Consider the following 14,511-nt stretch of genomic DNA (forward strand, 5'->3'; position numbering starts at 1 on the left):
GTCCAGCAGGGAGCCGCCGCCGAGCCGGGCCGGGCCGCGGCGCAGCACGGCCGGGGGTTCGTCCGCCGCGCGGGGAAGACGAAGGCGGCCGCCGGTGCGGCCGCCGTGGTCGCCGTCGCCGCGGTCACCGCCGGTGGAATCGCCGTGGCGGAGCGGAGATCGGGCACCCCGACGGAGGTCGGCCCCAGTGCCGGTGCGTCCGGCGGCAGCCCGGCCCCGACGACCGTGGGCGGCCGGGTCACCGGCCAGTTGCGGGTCGGCTTCCGCAATCCAGCGCCGTTCCGCGCCGACAGGGGACCGAGCGTGGCGTACGACCTCACCGTCGAGCCGGCACGGATCAGGCGGGGGACGAAGCTCTCCATCACCGCGAAGATGTCCGCCCTGAACCCGCCCATCAAGCACGCCATCCGCCTGGGCCGCCGATCCGGTCCGGCAGTACGAATCGGCTTCTACCGAATCCCTCCCGCGGCCGCCGGAACCCTGCCTACGGGGATGGGCACGCCCTTCCCCAGCCAGTGGAACGAAACCGGTGAGACGCAGCATGGGAAGTTGCCCGGCGGCTGGCGGTCCACCAAGTCCGCGAGCGTTGTCACGTCCACCATCCCGGCAGACGCGCCCCTGCGGCCCGGCCGGTACCTGGTGTCCCCGGTCTCGCCGCCGGCCGTCGGCGAGGTGCGGATCGAGGACGAGCCGGTCTCCCCCGAGTCGGTGGGCGCCTACACGCAGGGGTCGCTGCCGACGGTCACCGTCCTCCCCGGCACGTCGCCGCGGCCGACACCGCCACCGACGGGCGCCACCTCCCCGCCCCCGCCCTCCAGCAGGCCGGCCGAATGCCCGACGTTCACCCAGGACGACGGGGACAGGATCGTCCGCTGCTGACCGTGTCCAGTTCCCCTGGAACCAATAACGTGAGGGTTGTTCGTTTTCTGTCGAGAACGGGCATATAGCAGGCGCCCCGCTGGACCACCCCCTCGCGCGAGGTGCCGGATGCCCTTCAGCCGCTCCCTCCGACATGCGGCATCGGTGCCGCTCACCCTCGTCCTGCTCGCCTCCTTCCTCTCTCCCGCCGCGCAGGCGACCACCACCGCGCAGCCGATGAGCACCGCGCAGCCGACGGCCGTCCGCACCGCCGCGGCCCCGTTCACCGGGACGACTCCCGCAGGCGAGGTGCGGGGTTACCTCGACGCCCACACCCACCTGATGGCGTACGAGGCGTTCGGCGGGAGCCTGATGTGCGGCAAGCCGTTCGATCCGCGCGGCATCCAGGAGGCGCTGCGGGACTGTCCGGACCACGCGGGGAACGGCGCCTTCGCCTGGTGGGAGAACTTCACCAGGCACGGCACGCCGTTCGGCAACCACGACCCCGCCGGCTGGCCGACGTTCAAGGACTGGCCCGCGTGGGACTCACGCACCCACCAGCAGGCCCACTACACGTGGCTGGAACGCTCTTGGCGCGCCGGGCAGCGGATCCTCGTCAACCACCTGGTCGCCAACCGGCAGCTCTGCGAGATCTACCCGCTGAAGCGCAACGCGTGCGACGAGATGGACGTCGTCCGGCTCCAGGCGCAGCGGATGCGGGAGATGGAGGAAGGGATCGACCGGCGCAGCGGCGGGCCCGGCAAGGGCTGGTTCCGCATCGTGCGCGACTCGGCGGAGGCCCGCGAGGTGATCGAGGACGGGAAGCTCGCCGTCGTCCTCGGCGTCGAAGCCTCCGAACCGTTCGGCTGCCGCAGGATCGGCGACGGGTCGCAGTGCACCCGCCAGGACATCGACCGGGGCCTGGACGAGATGAAGCGTCTAGGCGTGTCCTCCATGTTCGTGTGCCACAAGTTCGACAACGCCCTGTGCGGGGTGCGCTTCGACGGCGGCACCACGGGCGCGTTCATCAACGCGGGGAACTTCCTCGGCACCGGCCGGTTCTGGCAGGTCGAGAAGTGCACGGGCCCGGCACGGGACAACACGCTCCTGCCGGCGGGCGGGATCGGCGACTCGCTCAAGGACCTGCTTCGGCTGCTCGGCCAGGCGGGCGTCACGCTGCCGCTGTATCCGAGCCCTCCGCACTGCAACGTCCGGGGGCTCACCGACCTCGGCGAGCACATGGTGCGGGGCATGATGGAACGCAACATGATCGTCGAGGTCGACCACATGAGCGCCAAGGCCGCCGACGAGACCCTCGGCCTGCTGGAGGACGCGCGGTACTCCGGCGTCATCTCGTCCCACAGCTGGACGGACGAGACCTACCTGCCCCGCATCTACCGGCTCGGCGGCATGGTCACCGGCTACGGCCACGCGGGGAACGGCTTCATCGCGGAATGGAAGCGGAACAAGGAACTCCGCGACCCCGGCCGCGCCTTCGGCTACGGGTACGGCCTCGACGCCAACGGCATGGGCGCCCTGCCCCCGCCGCGCGAGAACAGCGACGCGAACCCGCTGCGCTACCCGTACACCTCGCCGTTCGACGCTTCGGTGAGGCTCGACCGCCAGCGCACCGGGACGCGCACCTGGGACCTCAACACCGAGGGCGTCGCGAACTACGGCCTCGTCCCCGACTGGCTCGCCGACATCGGCAACCTCGGCGGCCAGGAGATCATCGACGACCTGGCCCGCGGCGCCGAGACCTACCTCGGCATGTGGCACCGCACCGAAACCCACGGGACCTAGCGGAAAAGGCATAGCGCTACTTATCCGACGTTGGCGACACTTTTGGTCATGGATGCCGATCGGCAGGATCCTGGCCCGCTCGCGGCATGGGTGCAGGCCAGACGAGTCAGGCACCGGCTCGCCCGCGGCTTCACCGAGGACAGCGCGCTGTCCTCCCGCCCCAGGGCGTTCCGGGCGCTCGCCCGGACCCTCTGGACGGCGCCCGAGGGAAGCCGTGCGTCCTCGATCGCCCTGCGGGCCGCGCGGGAGGCCGCCGCCAATCCGTTCGCCCTGCGGGAGTTGCTGGCCGTCTTCTGCACCGCCACCGTGGGCGAGACCGGCAAGCCGCCCCTCGCCTCGCTCGCCCCTCTCCCCACGCCGTCCCCGGTCACCGCCTTCCTCCTCGACCCGGCCGAGGATCCCGCCCCCCGGATCGTCGCGTTCCTGGACGCCCCCGAGCCGGCCCTTCCGGGGCCGGTCAACGCGTCACACCAGGAACTTGCCTGCTGGCTCGTCCACACCGCGATGGCCGAGGAGGACACGCACCCCACCGGCTTCGGCCCGCTGTCGGACCTGCTGGCCCGGACAGGGCAACCCGACCTGCTGGACGCTCTCCGTTCGGCGTTCTCTTCCGCCGTCCACGACGGGCACCATTTCGCGACGCACTCGGACGCCACCCGCTCGCCCAGGCCCTACCGCCTGTGGAGGCACACGAGCCCGACCCTGCTCACCCGCGTGCTGCTGGCCAACCCGCACCTCCCCAGCCTTCCACCGCCACCCGACGAGGAGCCGCCCTGGCGAACGAAGGTGCCAGAAGTCCTGCTCGCGCTGCTGAAGGGCCGGCCCGACCTCGTCGGGCCTATCACCCGTATCTGGGGACCGCACGGCGTCGTGGCTTCGCTGCGCGAGGGCCTGTCCATCGGGGCCCCGCCCGAGTTCACCCGGGAATGCAGGCAGGCCCTGCGGCACCTGGACCACCCGGTGGGCCGCGACGACGTGTGCCGGAGCGCCCTGTACGGCGACGCGGAAATGCTCGCCGCCGCCGTCGAGGCCGGCTACCTCCCCTCCGGCCTGGACGAGGCGCAGAAGGCGGCGTTCTTCTTCGCCACCGAGCAATGGGAGCGCTACGACGACGCCGACCCGGACGGCTCCCTCCTGACCGCCTTCTGCGTCGTCAAGCGCCACAGGCGGACGAAGTGGCGAGACCCGCTCGACCAGGGCGTCCGCACTGCCGCGTACAACTCCGGCCGCCCCGACCCCCATCCCGCGCCTTCCTACACGCGCACTCCGCATTCCCGCCGTGGCCCCGCCGGTTCCTGGCCCACCAGCCCTTCCGACGTGGGCGGCCACGACGGCGGCGGGTACGACGGCGGGGGCGGGCACAGCGGCGGTTACAGCGGCGGCGGCTTCTCCTTCTGACCGCGGCTGACGATCAGCTCGCCCCCGCCCGGATCCGTGGAGTCACGGACGCCGATGTCCGGTCTCGGCGAGCGCCTCGCCGAGCAGGCGGACGGCCTTCGGACCGACTCCGTGCATCGCCAGCAGCTCGCCGTCCGTCAGCTCCGCGACCTGGGCGAGCGTCGTGATCCCGGCACCGGCGAGGGCCCGCGTGGCGGGCCGCCCGATGGCCCGGGGCAGGTCGCCGACCTCGCCCGGGAGGACGGTGTCCCCCGCCGTGGCCTGGGCGGCGAGCCGTTCCGGCGCACGGGCGAGCCAAGCGCGGCGCACCCAGTGGTTGAGCTGCTGCCCGTCGACGTCTCCGATCGGGACGCGCACGCCGGTCTCCGTCGCGCGGCGGGGCGGCCGTTCGGCGGTCGGGTGCGCCGCCAGCACCTCGTCCGCGTCCGAATCGAGCAGGTGCAGGTGCACCCGGCCTTCCCCGTCCAGCGCGGCGAAGCGTTCGCCGGACACCGTGAACGCGACCGCACCGGGGCCGATGCTCTCCTCCGCGGTCTCGAGCAGGGAGAGCGCCGTCTTGCGAAGCTGCCTCAGGGTCGTCATGGGTTCCGTTTCCGCGTTGAGCGATGACCCGGGCAGCCTAGCTCCGGGCTCCGACACCGCGGTGTGTCACGGGTAGCGCCAGAGGCGGGTGGCGCCGCTGGCGGTGCCGGTGGCCGCGGCGAGCATGCGGCCGTTGGGGGCGAACGCGACTGCGGCGACCTCGGCGGTGTGGCCGCCCAGCGTGGCGATGGGCTTTTTCGTCCGCGTGTCCCACAGGCGGACGGAGCTGTCCTTCGAACCGCTGGCGAGGACGCGTCCGTCCGGACTGAACGCCACGCACGTGACCTCCTCGCGGTGCCCCTCCAAGACCGTGGGCTCCTCGGATACGGCGGACACGTCCCAGAGCAGGACGTCCCGGGACGCGGCTCCGGCGACGAGTGAGCCGTCCGCGGAGAACTCCACACGGCTGCTCTGATGGCGGCCCGTCGATGTACCGATCAGGCGGCCGGACTCCAGGTCCCAGACCTCCAGCTTCCTCCCGCCCGCGCCGCAGCCCCCGAGGAGCCGCCCGTCCGGGCTGAACTTCAGGATGTCGGGGACGCTCGACACGGGGGTGATGTCGCGGACGGAACGGCCCGTGCGGGCGTCGAGGATCTTCACCGTCAGGTCGCGGCCCCGCACGGCCATCCTGCGCCCGTCGGGACTGAGGCCCTTCGCGGAGAACGACCCGGGAAACCGGCGGGTGACGCGGCCGGTCGCGGCGTCCCGCAGTTCGATGACCGCGCCGGTGTTGCCGGCGACGACCCGCCCGTCCCCGCTCAGCACCGGTCTGCCCATGTTCCTGAAGGCTTCGCCAACCTCGCTGGAGTCGCCCTGCCCGGTCGTGAGGTCCCAGCGCCAGACCTCCTCGAATCCGGCTCCCACGAGGGTCAGGCTGTCGGTGGTGAACGCGATCTGGAACATGGCCACCGGACCGCCGGGCAGCAGCTGTGACGCGGCGGGCGCGGTGAGCGGCGTGGGCGGGAAGGTCTTCGCCTTGCTCTCGGCGGAGGGCCACAGCAGTACGGTCGTCGAGGCGGCCACGGCGGCCACCGCGGCTCCGGCCGCCCCGGCGATGACCGCTCGGCGGGGGACGCGGCGCGGCGGTGCGGCGGCCAGGCGGGTGCCGATGTGCGGGAGCGGCGGGCGCGCGGCCGGTTCCTTGGCCAGGCAGGGGCCGATCGCGTTCTGGAGGTCGGTGTCCATGCCGCCCAGGTCGGGCGGGGCGGACGTGACGCGGTGCACGATCGCGGGGATGGAGTCGGCGTCGAACGGGCCGCGGCCGGTGGCGGCGAACGCCAGGACGCAGCCGAGGGCGAAGACGTCCGCGGCCGGGCCCGCCTCGTCCGCGCGGATCTGCTCGGGCGCCATGTAGGCGAAGGTCCCGACGGCGGCGCCGGTGGCGGTGAGGGTGGAGGCGTCGGCGGCGCGGGCGATGCCGAAGTCGATGACGCGGGGGCCGTCCGGCGACATGATCACGTTGCCGGGCTTCAGGTCGCGGTGCACCAGCCCGCACGCGTGGATCGCCGCCAGGCCCTCCACCAGGCCCCGGCCCAGTGAGCGGACCCCGGCCGGGTCGAGCGGCCCGTCCCGGACGACCAGTTCGCGCAGGGACGGGCCGGGGACGAACGCCGTCACCATCCACGGCTCTTCCGCGGAAGGGTCGGCGTCCACCACCTGCGCGGTGTAGAAGCCGCCGACCTTGCGGGCCGCCTCGACCTCCCGCGCGAACCGCGTCCGGAACCTGGGGTCGTCGGCGTACTCGGCGCGGATCAGTTTCACCGCGACCTGCCGTCCACCCGGTGTCGAGCCCAGGAACACCTGGCCCATCCCGCCCTCGCCGAGCCGGCCTTCCAGCCGGTATGAGCCCACCTGCCGGGGGTCACCCGGCCGCAGCGCCTCCATTTACGGCATCCTCCACAGTCGCACCGTCGTATCGCCGCCGCCGCTGCTGCCGGCCGCCACGGTCTTGCCGTCGCCGCTGACCGCCACCGTCGAGACGACGCCGTTGAGGCCGCTCAGGACGGCGGTGGTGCGGCGGGCGGCGGCGTCCCAGACCCGGATCTGCCGGTCCCGGCTGCCGCTGACGAGTCTCTTCCCGTCCGCGCTGAACGCGACCTGGGTGATCCTGTCGGTGTGGCCGGAGAGGGAGGCCGCGATCCTGCGGGACGCCATGTCCCAGAGCGTGACCTCCGCGTTCTCGCAGGCGGTGGCGACCGTCCTCCCGTCAGGGGCGAACGCGAACGACGACATGGAGCCCTCCGGGCTGCGGAGCACGGCGGTGCGGCGGCGGGTCGCCACGTTCCACATCCGCACCTCACCGCGATGCCCGGGGTCGGAACCACCGTCGTACGCCGCGGCGACGATCTTTCCGTCGGGGCTGAACCGCACGCAGTCGATGCCCGCCTTCGCGTTGGCGTCGAATCCCGCGACGACCCGGCCGGTCCGGACGTCCCAGAGCCTGACCTCGGGGTTGCCCCCGGCGAGGGTCCGCCCGTCCGGGCTGAACGCGACCGAGCTGACGTTGAACGCGTCGACCCGGAAATCGCGGAGCCTGCGGCCGGTCGCGACGTCCCACACCGTGGCGCTCGCGTTCATGTTCCCGGTCGCGAGCCGCCGCCCGTCCCGGCTGAACGCCACCCCGGCGGCCCCGGCCTCGATCGGCAGCGTCCGGTGCACGGCGCGGCGCCGCACGTCCCAGATGCGCACCGTGTCGTCGATGAGGGAGGCGCTGGCGGCGAACCGTCCGTCCGGGCTGAGCGCCACCTCCTCGACCCCCGCCTCATGGCCGCTGAGCGTGGCGTAAGGCTCCAGTGGCGCCTTCGGGGTGGGGACGGCGGCGTTCGCGGCGGGCGGTTCCTCGTCGTCCCCGCGCAGCGCGAGGAGGACGGGAACGCCGGTCATGGCGGTGGCGACGGCGCCGGCCGCGCCGATGACCAGTGCGCGGCGCGGCACCTGGCGGCCGGGCGTGCCGGGGGACGTCGCGGCGCCGGCGCCCTCCACCTGGGTCGCGACCATCGTCCCGCGCAGTTGCGTCGGCGCGTCCGGTGAGCTGGGCGGCGGGACCTCGGGAAGCGGGTTCCCGGCGGGGTCGGCGAGGTGCTCCAGGATCGTCGATGTCGTCGGCCTGGCCGCCGGGTCCTTGGCGAGGCACGCCGCGACGAGTGTGCGCAGGTCGCCGTCCACCCCGTCGAGCCCTGGTTCCTCCTGGAGGATGCGGTGCACGATCGCGGGGATCGTCGTCGCGTCGAACGGGCCCTTCCCCGTGGCCGCGAACGTCAGCACGCAGCCCAGCGCGAACACGTCGCACGGCGTCTCCACCCGGTCGCCGAGTACCTGCTCGGGCGACATGAACGCGTACGTGCCGATGACGGCGCCCTCCGACGTCATCGGCGCCGCGTCGGCCGCGCGTGCGATGCCGAAGTCGATGATGCGGGGACCGTCCGGCGACATGATCACGTTGCCGGGCTTCAGGTCGCGGTGCACCAGCCCGCAGGCGTGGATGGCGGCCAGGCCTTCGGCGAGCGCGGCGCCCAGCGCCCGCACCCGGTCCGGTGCGAGAGGGCCGCCGCGGACCACCTCGTCGCGCAGCGAGGCCCCGGGGACGAACGCGGTCGCCATCCAGGGCGTCGCGGCGGCCGGGTCGGCGTCGACGACCTGGGCCGTGTGGAAGCCCCCGACCCTGCGCGCGGCCTCCACCTCCCGCGCGAACCGTTCCCGGAAGCGGGCGTCGCCGGCGTGCTCGGGACGGATCAGCTTCACCGCGACCTGCCGCCCGCCGGGCGACTCGGCCAGGAACACCTGCCCCATGCCGCCCTGGCCGAGGCGTTCGTCGAGCCGGTACGGGCCGATCGTGCGGGGGTCGTCAGGGCGGAGGGGAGCCATGCATCACCTGTTCGTACGGCACGGTCAAGGGCGGAGGGACGTCCCTGTGTCCTTGCGCTCAGGCGACTTCGACGGCTTTCACCGCGTCGTCCCACAGCCTGCGGGCGAGGTCCGCGTCGCGGGCGACGGGCTTGAGCGGCCGTTGCCTCCGCCCGTTGAAGTAGCGGCCGGTGCCTTCGGCGGCCAGCAGGTCCGCCACGGGTTCGGCGGCCGCGTCGGCGGATTTCAGGGATCGCTTGACCGTCTTCAGGAGCAGACCCTGGAAGCCGCCGCGCTCCCCGAGACCGGTCCGCAGGACGCCGGGGTGCACGGCGTCGATGGTGATGCCGCTGTCCTTCCAGCGTTCGGCGAACAGCGGGACCATCATCAGGTTGGCGAGCTTGGTGTTGGCGTAGGTCTTCGTGGCGCTGAAGTCGCCGCCGGCCGGAGTCCGCTCCGGGTCGACCCGCCCCATGACGTACAGGCCGGCGCTGACCTGCACCACCCGCCGTATCCGGTCTTCGAGGAGGTGGTTCAGCAGGAACGGCGCGAGGTGGTTGGTGAAGAACGACTCCTCGAAGCCGTCCTCGTTGAGGACGCGCCGGCTGGGCCAGACCGCGGCGTTGTGGACGAGCACGTCGATCGCCGGGACCGCCGCGGCGATCTCCCCGGCGGCGGCCCGCGCGGTCCGCAGGTTCGACAGGTCGCCGGCGACGAGCTCCGCGCCGATCTCCCGCGCGACCGCGGCCCCCGCCTCCGGCTGCCTCGACGTGATCGTGACCTGGTGCCCGCGCCGGACGGCCTCCGCGGCCACCGCGCGTCCCACTCCGCGGTTACCGCCCGTCACGACCACGCTCAGCGACTCGTCCATGACCCGGGAGCGTAGCGAATACCGACGAATCTCTAGAAAAGGTCTATTGAACTTCCCGGCTCACACCCGCGCTCGCGGGGCCGTCCGCCCGGTGTCCGCGGGCTCCGCCCGGCGGGCCTCCCTCGCGTGGTGCGCGGCCACGGCGAGTGTGGCGGCCAGGAAGATCACCTGCATCCCGGTCCTAGGGACCAGCCGGTCGTCCCACGGGAGGTCCGTTCCATTGAGGGCCAGGTGCACGTTCGCCGGGAACATCCCGACCAGCATCAGGCTGAGCCCGCCCGCGGCCCATGGCGCGGTCCTGCCCCAGAGCAGCCCCGCCGCGCCGGCCAGTTCCAGCACGCCGGTCACGGTCACCAGGAGCGCCGGGGCGGGCAGCGCGGGCGGGACCATGTCGATCAGGTCCTGGCGCATGCCGACGAAGTGCGCGATCCCGGTCACCGTGAACATCAGGGCGAGCCCGCCGCGCAGCGCCACCGGCCACGACCGCAGCCGCCGGACGCCCGCCCGGCCCGCCGCGAGCCCGGCCAGCGTGCCTCCGACCAAGAAGATCAATGGTGCCATCTCGTCCCCCTCTGAACTAGTCACTGTCAAGATACGACGCGGCCGCTCATCTTGTCAATGACTAGATTCGAAGGTGAGTGAGAGGGGGACGGGGCCGGACTCGGACCGGGAGGCGCCCGGCCCCGCCTTCGGCACCCGCCTCAGCAGGTGCCGAGCATCGTGGAGAGGGCGCCCTTCTCGGCGTTGTCGACGGTGAGGTCGTAGTACCACTTCACCTGGATCCAGGCGCGGGCGTAGGTGCAGCGGAACGCGCTGCGCGGCGGCTGCCACTCAGCGGGGTCCTGGTCGCTCTTGGACTGGTTGACGTTGTCGGTGACGGCCCACAGCTCGGGTCCGCCGAGGTCGTTGGCGTAGGCCTCGCGGCGGGACGTCGACCAGGCCCAGGCGCCGGACCGCCACGCCTCGGCGAGCGGAACCATGTGGTCGATGTCCAGATCGGACGCGGCGGTCCAGGTGGCGCCGTCGAAGGGCGAGTACCAGGACCCGGACGTCGGGTAGCAGGAGTCGTCGGTGCCGACGTTCGTCCCGTCCCGCTTGAGAACGGTCTCACGCGTGTTGCACGCCCCGGAGATGGTGATCCAGTGCGGGAACAGGTCGCGGTCGTAGCTGTCGGCGTGCGACTCGGCGGCCACCGTCAGCTCGCCCAGCCGGGCCGTGGCGGTGGCGGCGTCCGGGATGTTGGGCGGGGTGGCGAACGCGGGAGCCGACGGGATGCCGATCAGCGCCGCGGACAGTACGGCGGGCAGCAGGAACAGGAGGGGACGTCGCATCGGGGGGAGCCCTTCCGCAGCCGTTTCCGGCCAGAGGCGGGGGTCCCCGGGCGGGAGCGGAAACGACGGCACTGCGACAGTGACATTTGCGACAAACGCCGTTAAATATCACGCATTGCCCAGCCGCGGCCCGGCGGTTGGTGGAAAGCTGCCGTCTCCGCCCGGCCCGAGCCCTCCGGCCTGCTACGACGTCACCGGCCGTACTGGCGTGGGTCCTTCCATAAGCAGGCAGACGCCGTAAAGTAGGGCGTCGGTGACATCTGGTGATCATTGGTTCCATGCATGCCGTGGCCGTGCGGCAAGGGGGCTTCGGGCCGCACGACACCCGGATAGAGAGGAAGCGCGGCCGTGCCCCGTCCCGAGCGTGCGCTTGACCCGGACGCCGGCCCCCTCCAGCGGTTCGCCCATGAGCTGCGCGAGCTGAGGCGCCAGGCGGGCGAGCCCGGCTACCGGCAACTGGCCGAGACGACCCGGTTCTCCGCCTCGGCGCTGGCCGCGGCGGCGCGGGGGGAACGTCTCCCCAGCCTCCAGGTCACACTCGCCTACGTCGAAGCCTGCGACGGCGACCGGGAGCGATGGCGGCGCGCCTGGCGGGACCTGCGCCGCGAACTCGCCGTGGAGGCGGAGGAGCCGGCTGCCGAGCCGCCGTACCTGGGGCTGTCCCGGTACGAGGCGGCGGACACCGAGAGGTTCTTCGGCCGCGGGGAGCTGGTGGACGAGATCCTGGCCTGCCTCGACAGGAACCGGTTCGTCGCCGTGTTCGGGCCGTCCGGGAGCGGGAAGTCGTCGCTGCTGCGGGCGGGGGTCGTCCCGCGCCTCGGCCCGGGGGCGGAGGTCGTCACGCCCGGCGTGCCCGAGGGGCCTCCGGAGGCCGAGGCACTGATCGTCGACCAGTTCGAGGAGATCTTCACGCTCCACCAGGACGCGTCGGAGCGCCATGCGTTCGTCGACGCCGTGCTCGGCCATCCGGGCCTGCTGATCATCGCGGTGCGGGCCGACTTCTACGGGCACTGCGCCGAGCACCCGGGGTTGACCGCGGCCCTGCGGGGCGCCAGCGTGCTGGTCGGCTCGATGCGCGGCGAGGACCTTCGCGAGGCGATCGTCAAACCCGCCGCGAACGCCGGGCTGATGGTCGAGCCCGCACTGGTGGCACGGGTGATCCAGGACGCCGGCACCGAGCCGGGCGCGCTTCCCCTGATCTCCCACGCCCTGCTGGAGACATGGAAGCGGCGCAAGGGCAAGAACCTGACGCTCGCCGGCTACGACGCCGCGGGCGGCGTCCACGGCGCGATCGCGGACACGGCCGAGAGCGTCTACCGGACGCTGCCGGAGCCGGAACGGCAGGCCGTCCGGCGATTACTGCTCCGGATGGTCAACGTCACCGAGACGGGACCCGGCCACGGCACGCGGCGGCCCGCCCACCGGTCGGAGGGGGACGGCGCCCTCATCGAGCGGCTGGCCCGGGCGCGGCTGGTCGCCATCGACGGGGACACCGTCGAGATCGCGCACGAGGCGCTGATCCGGACCTGGCCGCGGCTGCGCGACTGGATCTCCGCGGACCAGGAAGGACTGCGCCTGCACCGCAGGCTCGGCATGGCCGCCGCCGAGTGGGACGCGATGGATCGCGACGAGGGGGACCTCTATCAGGGGGCGCGGCTGGAGGCGGCGACCGAATGGGCGGACGCTCACCCGGACGACCTCACCGTGCGGGAGCGTGCCTTTCTGGACGCGTCCACCAGCGCGGAGCGGGCCGGGAAGGCCGCCGCCGAACGCCGCACACGCACCCTCCAGGGCCTGGTGGCGGCGCTGTCTGTGCTGCTGCTCGTCGCGGTGTGCACGGGGACGGTGGCGGTCACCGAACGGGTCGAGGCCGACGACCAGCGCCGGCTCGCCCGGTCCCGCCAGCTTGCCGCCGAGGCCATGGCCCGGCTGCCGACGGACGTCCCCGGCGCGGCCGAGCGCGCGGTGTGGGCCCACCGGCTGGCACCCACGCTCGACGCCCGCAGCGCGCTCCTGAGCATCGCGGGACGGCAGCCGTACCAGCACCGGCTGGCCGGGCACGCGGGCATGGTCAAGACGGTGGCGTTCAGTCCGGACGGCCGGGAGTTGGCGACCGGCGGGCAGGACGGCGCCGTGATCACGTGGGACCCCGGACGGGGCGTCCCGCGCGACCGGTTCGCGGTGTCCGGGGGCGCGGTCCGCACCCTCGAGTACAGCCCGGACGGCCGCCTGCTGGCGACAGCGGACCTCGGCGGCGTGATCACGCTGTGGCGGACGTCGGACCACACCCCGGTGCGGCGGATGAGCATGACGGGCGTCCTGGACGGCCTGGCCTTCAGCCCGGACGGCGACCGGCTCGCCGCCGCGGGCGCGGCCCGCACGGCCGCCGTCTGGGACGTCGCCACCGGCCGCGAGGTCGACGAGATCGACGGCCACGGCGGCACGATGACGGAGGTGGCCTTCGCACCGGACGGCCGCACGGTGGCGATCGCGGGCGACGACGGCCGCGTCGCGCTCTGGCGCCCGGGTGAGAGCCGGGCCCGGACGCTGAAGGCCGGTAACGCCATGCTCACCGCCGTCGCCTTCAGCCCGGACGGCCGGTCGCTGGCCGCCGCGGGCGACGACAACGAGGTCCACCTGCTGGACCTGGAGCGCGACGAGGAGCGGGCCCCGGCACGGCGGATGCAGCACACCGACACGGTCACGGCGCTGGCCTTCACCGACGGTGGGCGGACGCTCGTCTCCACGGGATACGACCGGGCCGTCAAGCTCTGGGAGACCGGCTCCCGGACGAACATCGTCACGCTCACCGGGCACACCGGCGGGATCTACGACATCGCCGTGAGCCCCGACGGGACCCGGATCGCCTCGGCCGCGCTCGATCAGACCACCCTCGTCTGGGACCTGCGGCAGACGCCGTACATCGGGCACACCGACTGGGCCAACGACGTCGCCGCCGGCCCCGACGGGAAGGGGTTCGTCTCCGTGGGCCAGGAGGGCCGGCTGCGCTGGTGGGACATGGCGTCACGTCGCCCGGCGGCCACCGTTTCCGCCCACCCGGGCGGTTCGAGCGTGGTGGACCACGGTCCCGGGCTGGTCGTCACGGGCGGCGACGACGCCCTGATCCAGGTCTGGCGGGACCGTCGGCGCGTCGCCACGCTGCGCGGCCACACCGACAAGATCTACGCCCTCGATCTCGCCCCGGACGGGCGGACGCTCGCCGCGGCGGACCAGAGCGGCGCCGTCGTCCTCTGGGACGTGACCGCCCGCCGGCAGATCGCCGTCCTGAAACGGGGGCGCCCGCTGGTGAAGAGCCTCGCGTTCGGTCCGGACGGGCGGATCCTCGCCACTGGAGACGACGACCGCCAGGTGACGATCTGGAACGTGGAGCACCGGCGCCGGACGGCCGTCCTGCCCGGGCATCCCGGCGACGTGGAGAGCATCGCCGTCAGCCCGGACGGGCGGCTCCTCGCCGCGGGCGGGGGCGGCGGCCAGGTCCTGCTGTGGGACCTGCGCCACCGCCGCCGGGCCGGGCGGCTGGCCGGTCACGCGGCCGAGATACGGGCGATCGCGTTCAGCCCGTCCGGCGGCCGGCTCGCCACCGCCGGACTAGACCGTACGGTGATCGTCTGGGACGTTGCCCGCCGATCGAGATGGGCCGTCCTCACCGGCCACTCCGACGTGGTCCTCGGCCTCGACTTCGCCCGGGACGACAGGACCCTGCTGTCCTCCGGCGGAGACCAGACGATCACTGCCTGGGAGCTCGCCCCCCGCCGCGCCGCCGCCACCGTGTCCGCACTCCGCTGAACGCGGACCCCCGGCGCC

The 14,511-nt window shown here is 73.4% G+C and carries 9 protein-coding genes and 1 pseudogene; 4 read left to right on the forward strand and 6 right to left on the reverse strand.

Annotated elements, in window-relative coordinates; all coding sequences use genetic code 11:
• The 3 genes and pseudogenes from E1285_RS45465 to E1285_RS10065 all read left to right on the forward strand — a co-directional run.
• Positions 1-879, forward strand: a pseudogene (locus E1285_RS45465) (hypothetical protein); the annotation flags it as partial.
• Positions 880-987: 108 nt separating this feature from the next.
• Positions 988-2,661 (forward strand): Coagulation factor 5/8 type domain-containing protein, encoded by a 1,674-nt coding sequence (locus E1285_RS10060; RefSeq protein WP_132150443.1) that lies wholly within the window; start codon positions 988-990, stop codon positions 2,659-2,661.
• Between the two features lie 48 nt (positions 2,662-2,709).
• Entirely contained in the window at positions 2,710-4,059 is a 1,350-nt protein-coding gene (locus E1285_RS10065; protein ID WP_132150445.1) for a hypothetical protein, read from the forward strand.
• 42 nt (positions 4,060-4,101) lie between these two features.
• Here the strand turns inward: E1285_RS10065 and E1285_RS10070 are convergent, their stop codons facing one another.
• The 6 genes from E1285_RS10070 to E1285_RS10095 form a co-directional block, all read right to left on the reverse strand.
• Positions 4,102-4,641, reverse strand: coding sequence for a hypothetical protein (locus tag E1285_RS10070; RefSeq protein ID WP_132150447.1), 540 nt, complete (start codon positions 4,639-4,641; stop codon positions 4,102-4,104).
• Positions 4,642-4,707: 66 nt separating this feature from the next.
• Positions 4,708-6,525, reverse strand: a complete 1,818-nt coding sequence (locus E1285_RS10075) for a serine/threonine-protein kinase (protein ID WP_132150449.1) — start codon at positions 6,523-6,525, stop codon at positions 4,708-4,710.
• Positions 6,526-8,505 carry a serine/threonine-protein kinase gene (locus E1285_RS10080; RefSeq protein ID WP_132150451.1) on the reverse strand — a complete coding sequence of 660 codons (1,980 nt, stop codon included), beginning with the start codon at positions 8,503-8,505 and terminating at the stop codon, positions 6,526-6,528.
• A 58-nt stretch (positions 8,506-8,563) separates the two neighbouring features.
• On the reverse strand, positions 8,564-9,355 hold the full coding sequence (locus E1285_RS10085) for an SDR family NAD(P)-dependent oxidoreductase (protein ID WP_132150453.1): 792 nt from the start codon (positions 9,353-9,355) through the stop codon (positions 8,564-8,566).
• 60 nt (positions 9,356-9,415) lie between these two features.
• A complete protein-coding gene (locus tag E1285_RS10090; protein WP_132150455.1) occupies positions 9,416-9,916 on the reverse strand; it encodes a DoxX family membrane protein in 501 nt (166 codons plus the stop codon).
• Positions 9,917-10,056: 140 nt separating this feature from the next.
• Positions 10,057-10,686, reverse strand: coding sequence for an HNH endonuclease family protein (locus tag E1285_RS10095; protein ID WP_132150457.1), 630 nt, complete (start codon positions 10,684-10,686; stop codon positions 10,057-10,059).
• Positions 10,687-11,034: 348 nt separating this feature from the next.
• On the opposite strand from E1285_RS10095, the gene E1285_RS10100 reads away from it, so the two are divergent.
• The gene (locus tag E1285_RS10100; RefSeq protein WP_132150459.1) at positions 11,035-14,493 is read left to right on the forward strand and encodes a hypothetical protein; all 3,459 of its coding nucleotides are present in this window, start codon (positions 11,035-11,037) and stop codon (positions 14,491-14,493) included.
• The last annotated feature ends 18 nt before the right edge of the window (positions 14,494-14,511 follow it).

Source organism: Actinomadura sp. 7K507 (assembly GCF_004348425.1).
GTDB lineage: Bacteria > Actinomycetota > Actinomycetes > Streptosporangiales > Streptosporangiaceae > Spirillospora.

What these genes read in the sequence shown, in the direction of transcription:
- E1285_RS10060 (WP_132150443.1), top strand. Translation starts at nt 988, where the DNA reads ATGCCCTTCAGCCGCTCCCTCCGACATGCGGCATCGGTGCCGCTCACC.
- E1285_RS10065 (WP_132150445.1), top strand. Translation starts at nt 2,710, where the DNA reads ATGGATGCCGATCGGCAGGATCCTGGCCCGCTCGCGGCATGGGTGCAG.
- E1285_RS10070 (WP_132150447.1), bottom strand. Translation starts at nt 4,641, where the DNA reads ATGACGACCCTGAGGCAGCTTCGCAAGACGGCGCTCTCCCTGCTCGAG.
- E1285_RS10075 (WP_132150449.1), bottom strand. Translation starts at nt 6,525, where the DNA reads ATGGAGGCGCTGCGGCCGGGTGACCCCCGGCAGGTGGGCTCATACCGG.
- E1285_RS10080 (WP_132150451.1), bottom strand. Translation starts at nt 8,505, where the DNA reads ATGGCTCCCCTCCGCCCTGACGACCCCCGCACGATCGGCCCGTACCGG.
- E1285_RS10085 (WP_132150453.1), bottom strand. Translation starts at nt 9,355, where the DNA reads ATGGACGAGTCGCTGAGCGTGGTCGTGACGGGCGGTAACCGCGGAGTG.
- E1285_RS10090 (WP_132150455.1), bottom strand. Translation starts at nt 9,916, where the DNA reads ATGGCACCATTGATCTTCTTGGTCGGAGGCACGCTGGCCGGGCTCGCG.
- E1285_RS10095 (WP_132150457.1), bottom strand. Translation starts at nt 10,686, where the DNA reads ATGCGACGTCCCCTCCTGTTCCTGCTGCCCGCCGTACTGTCCGCGGCG.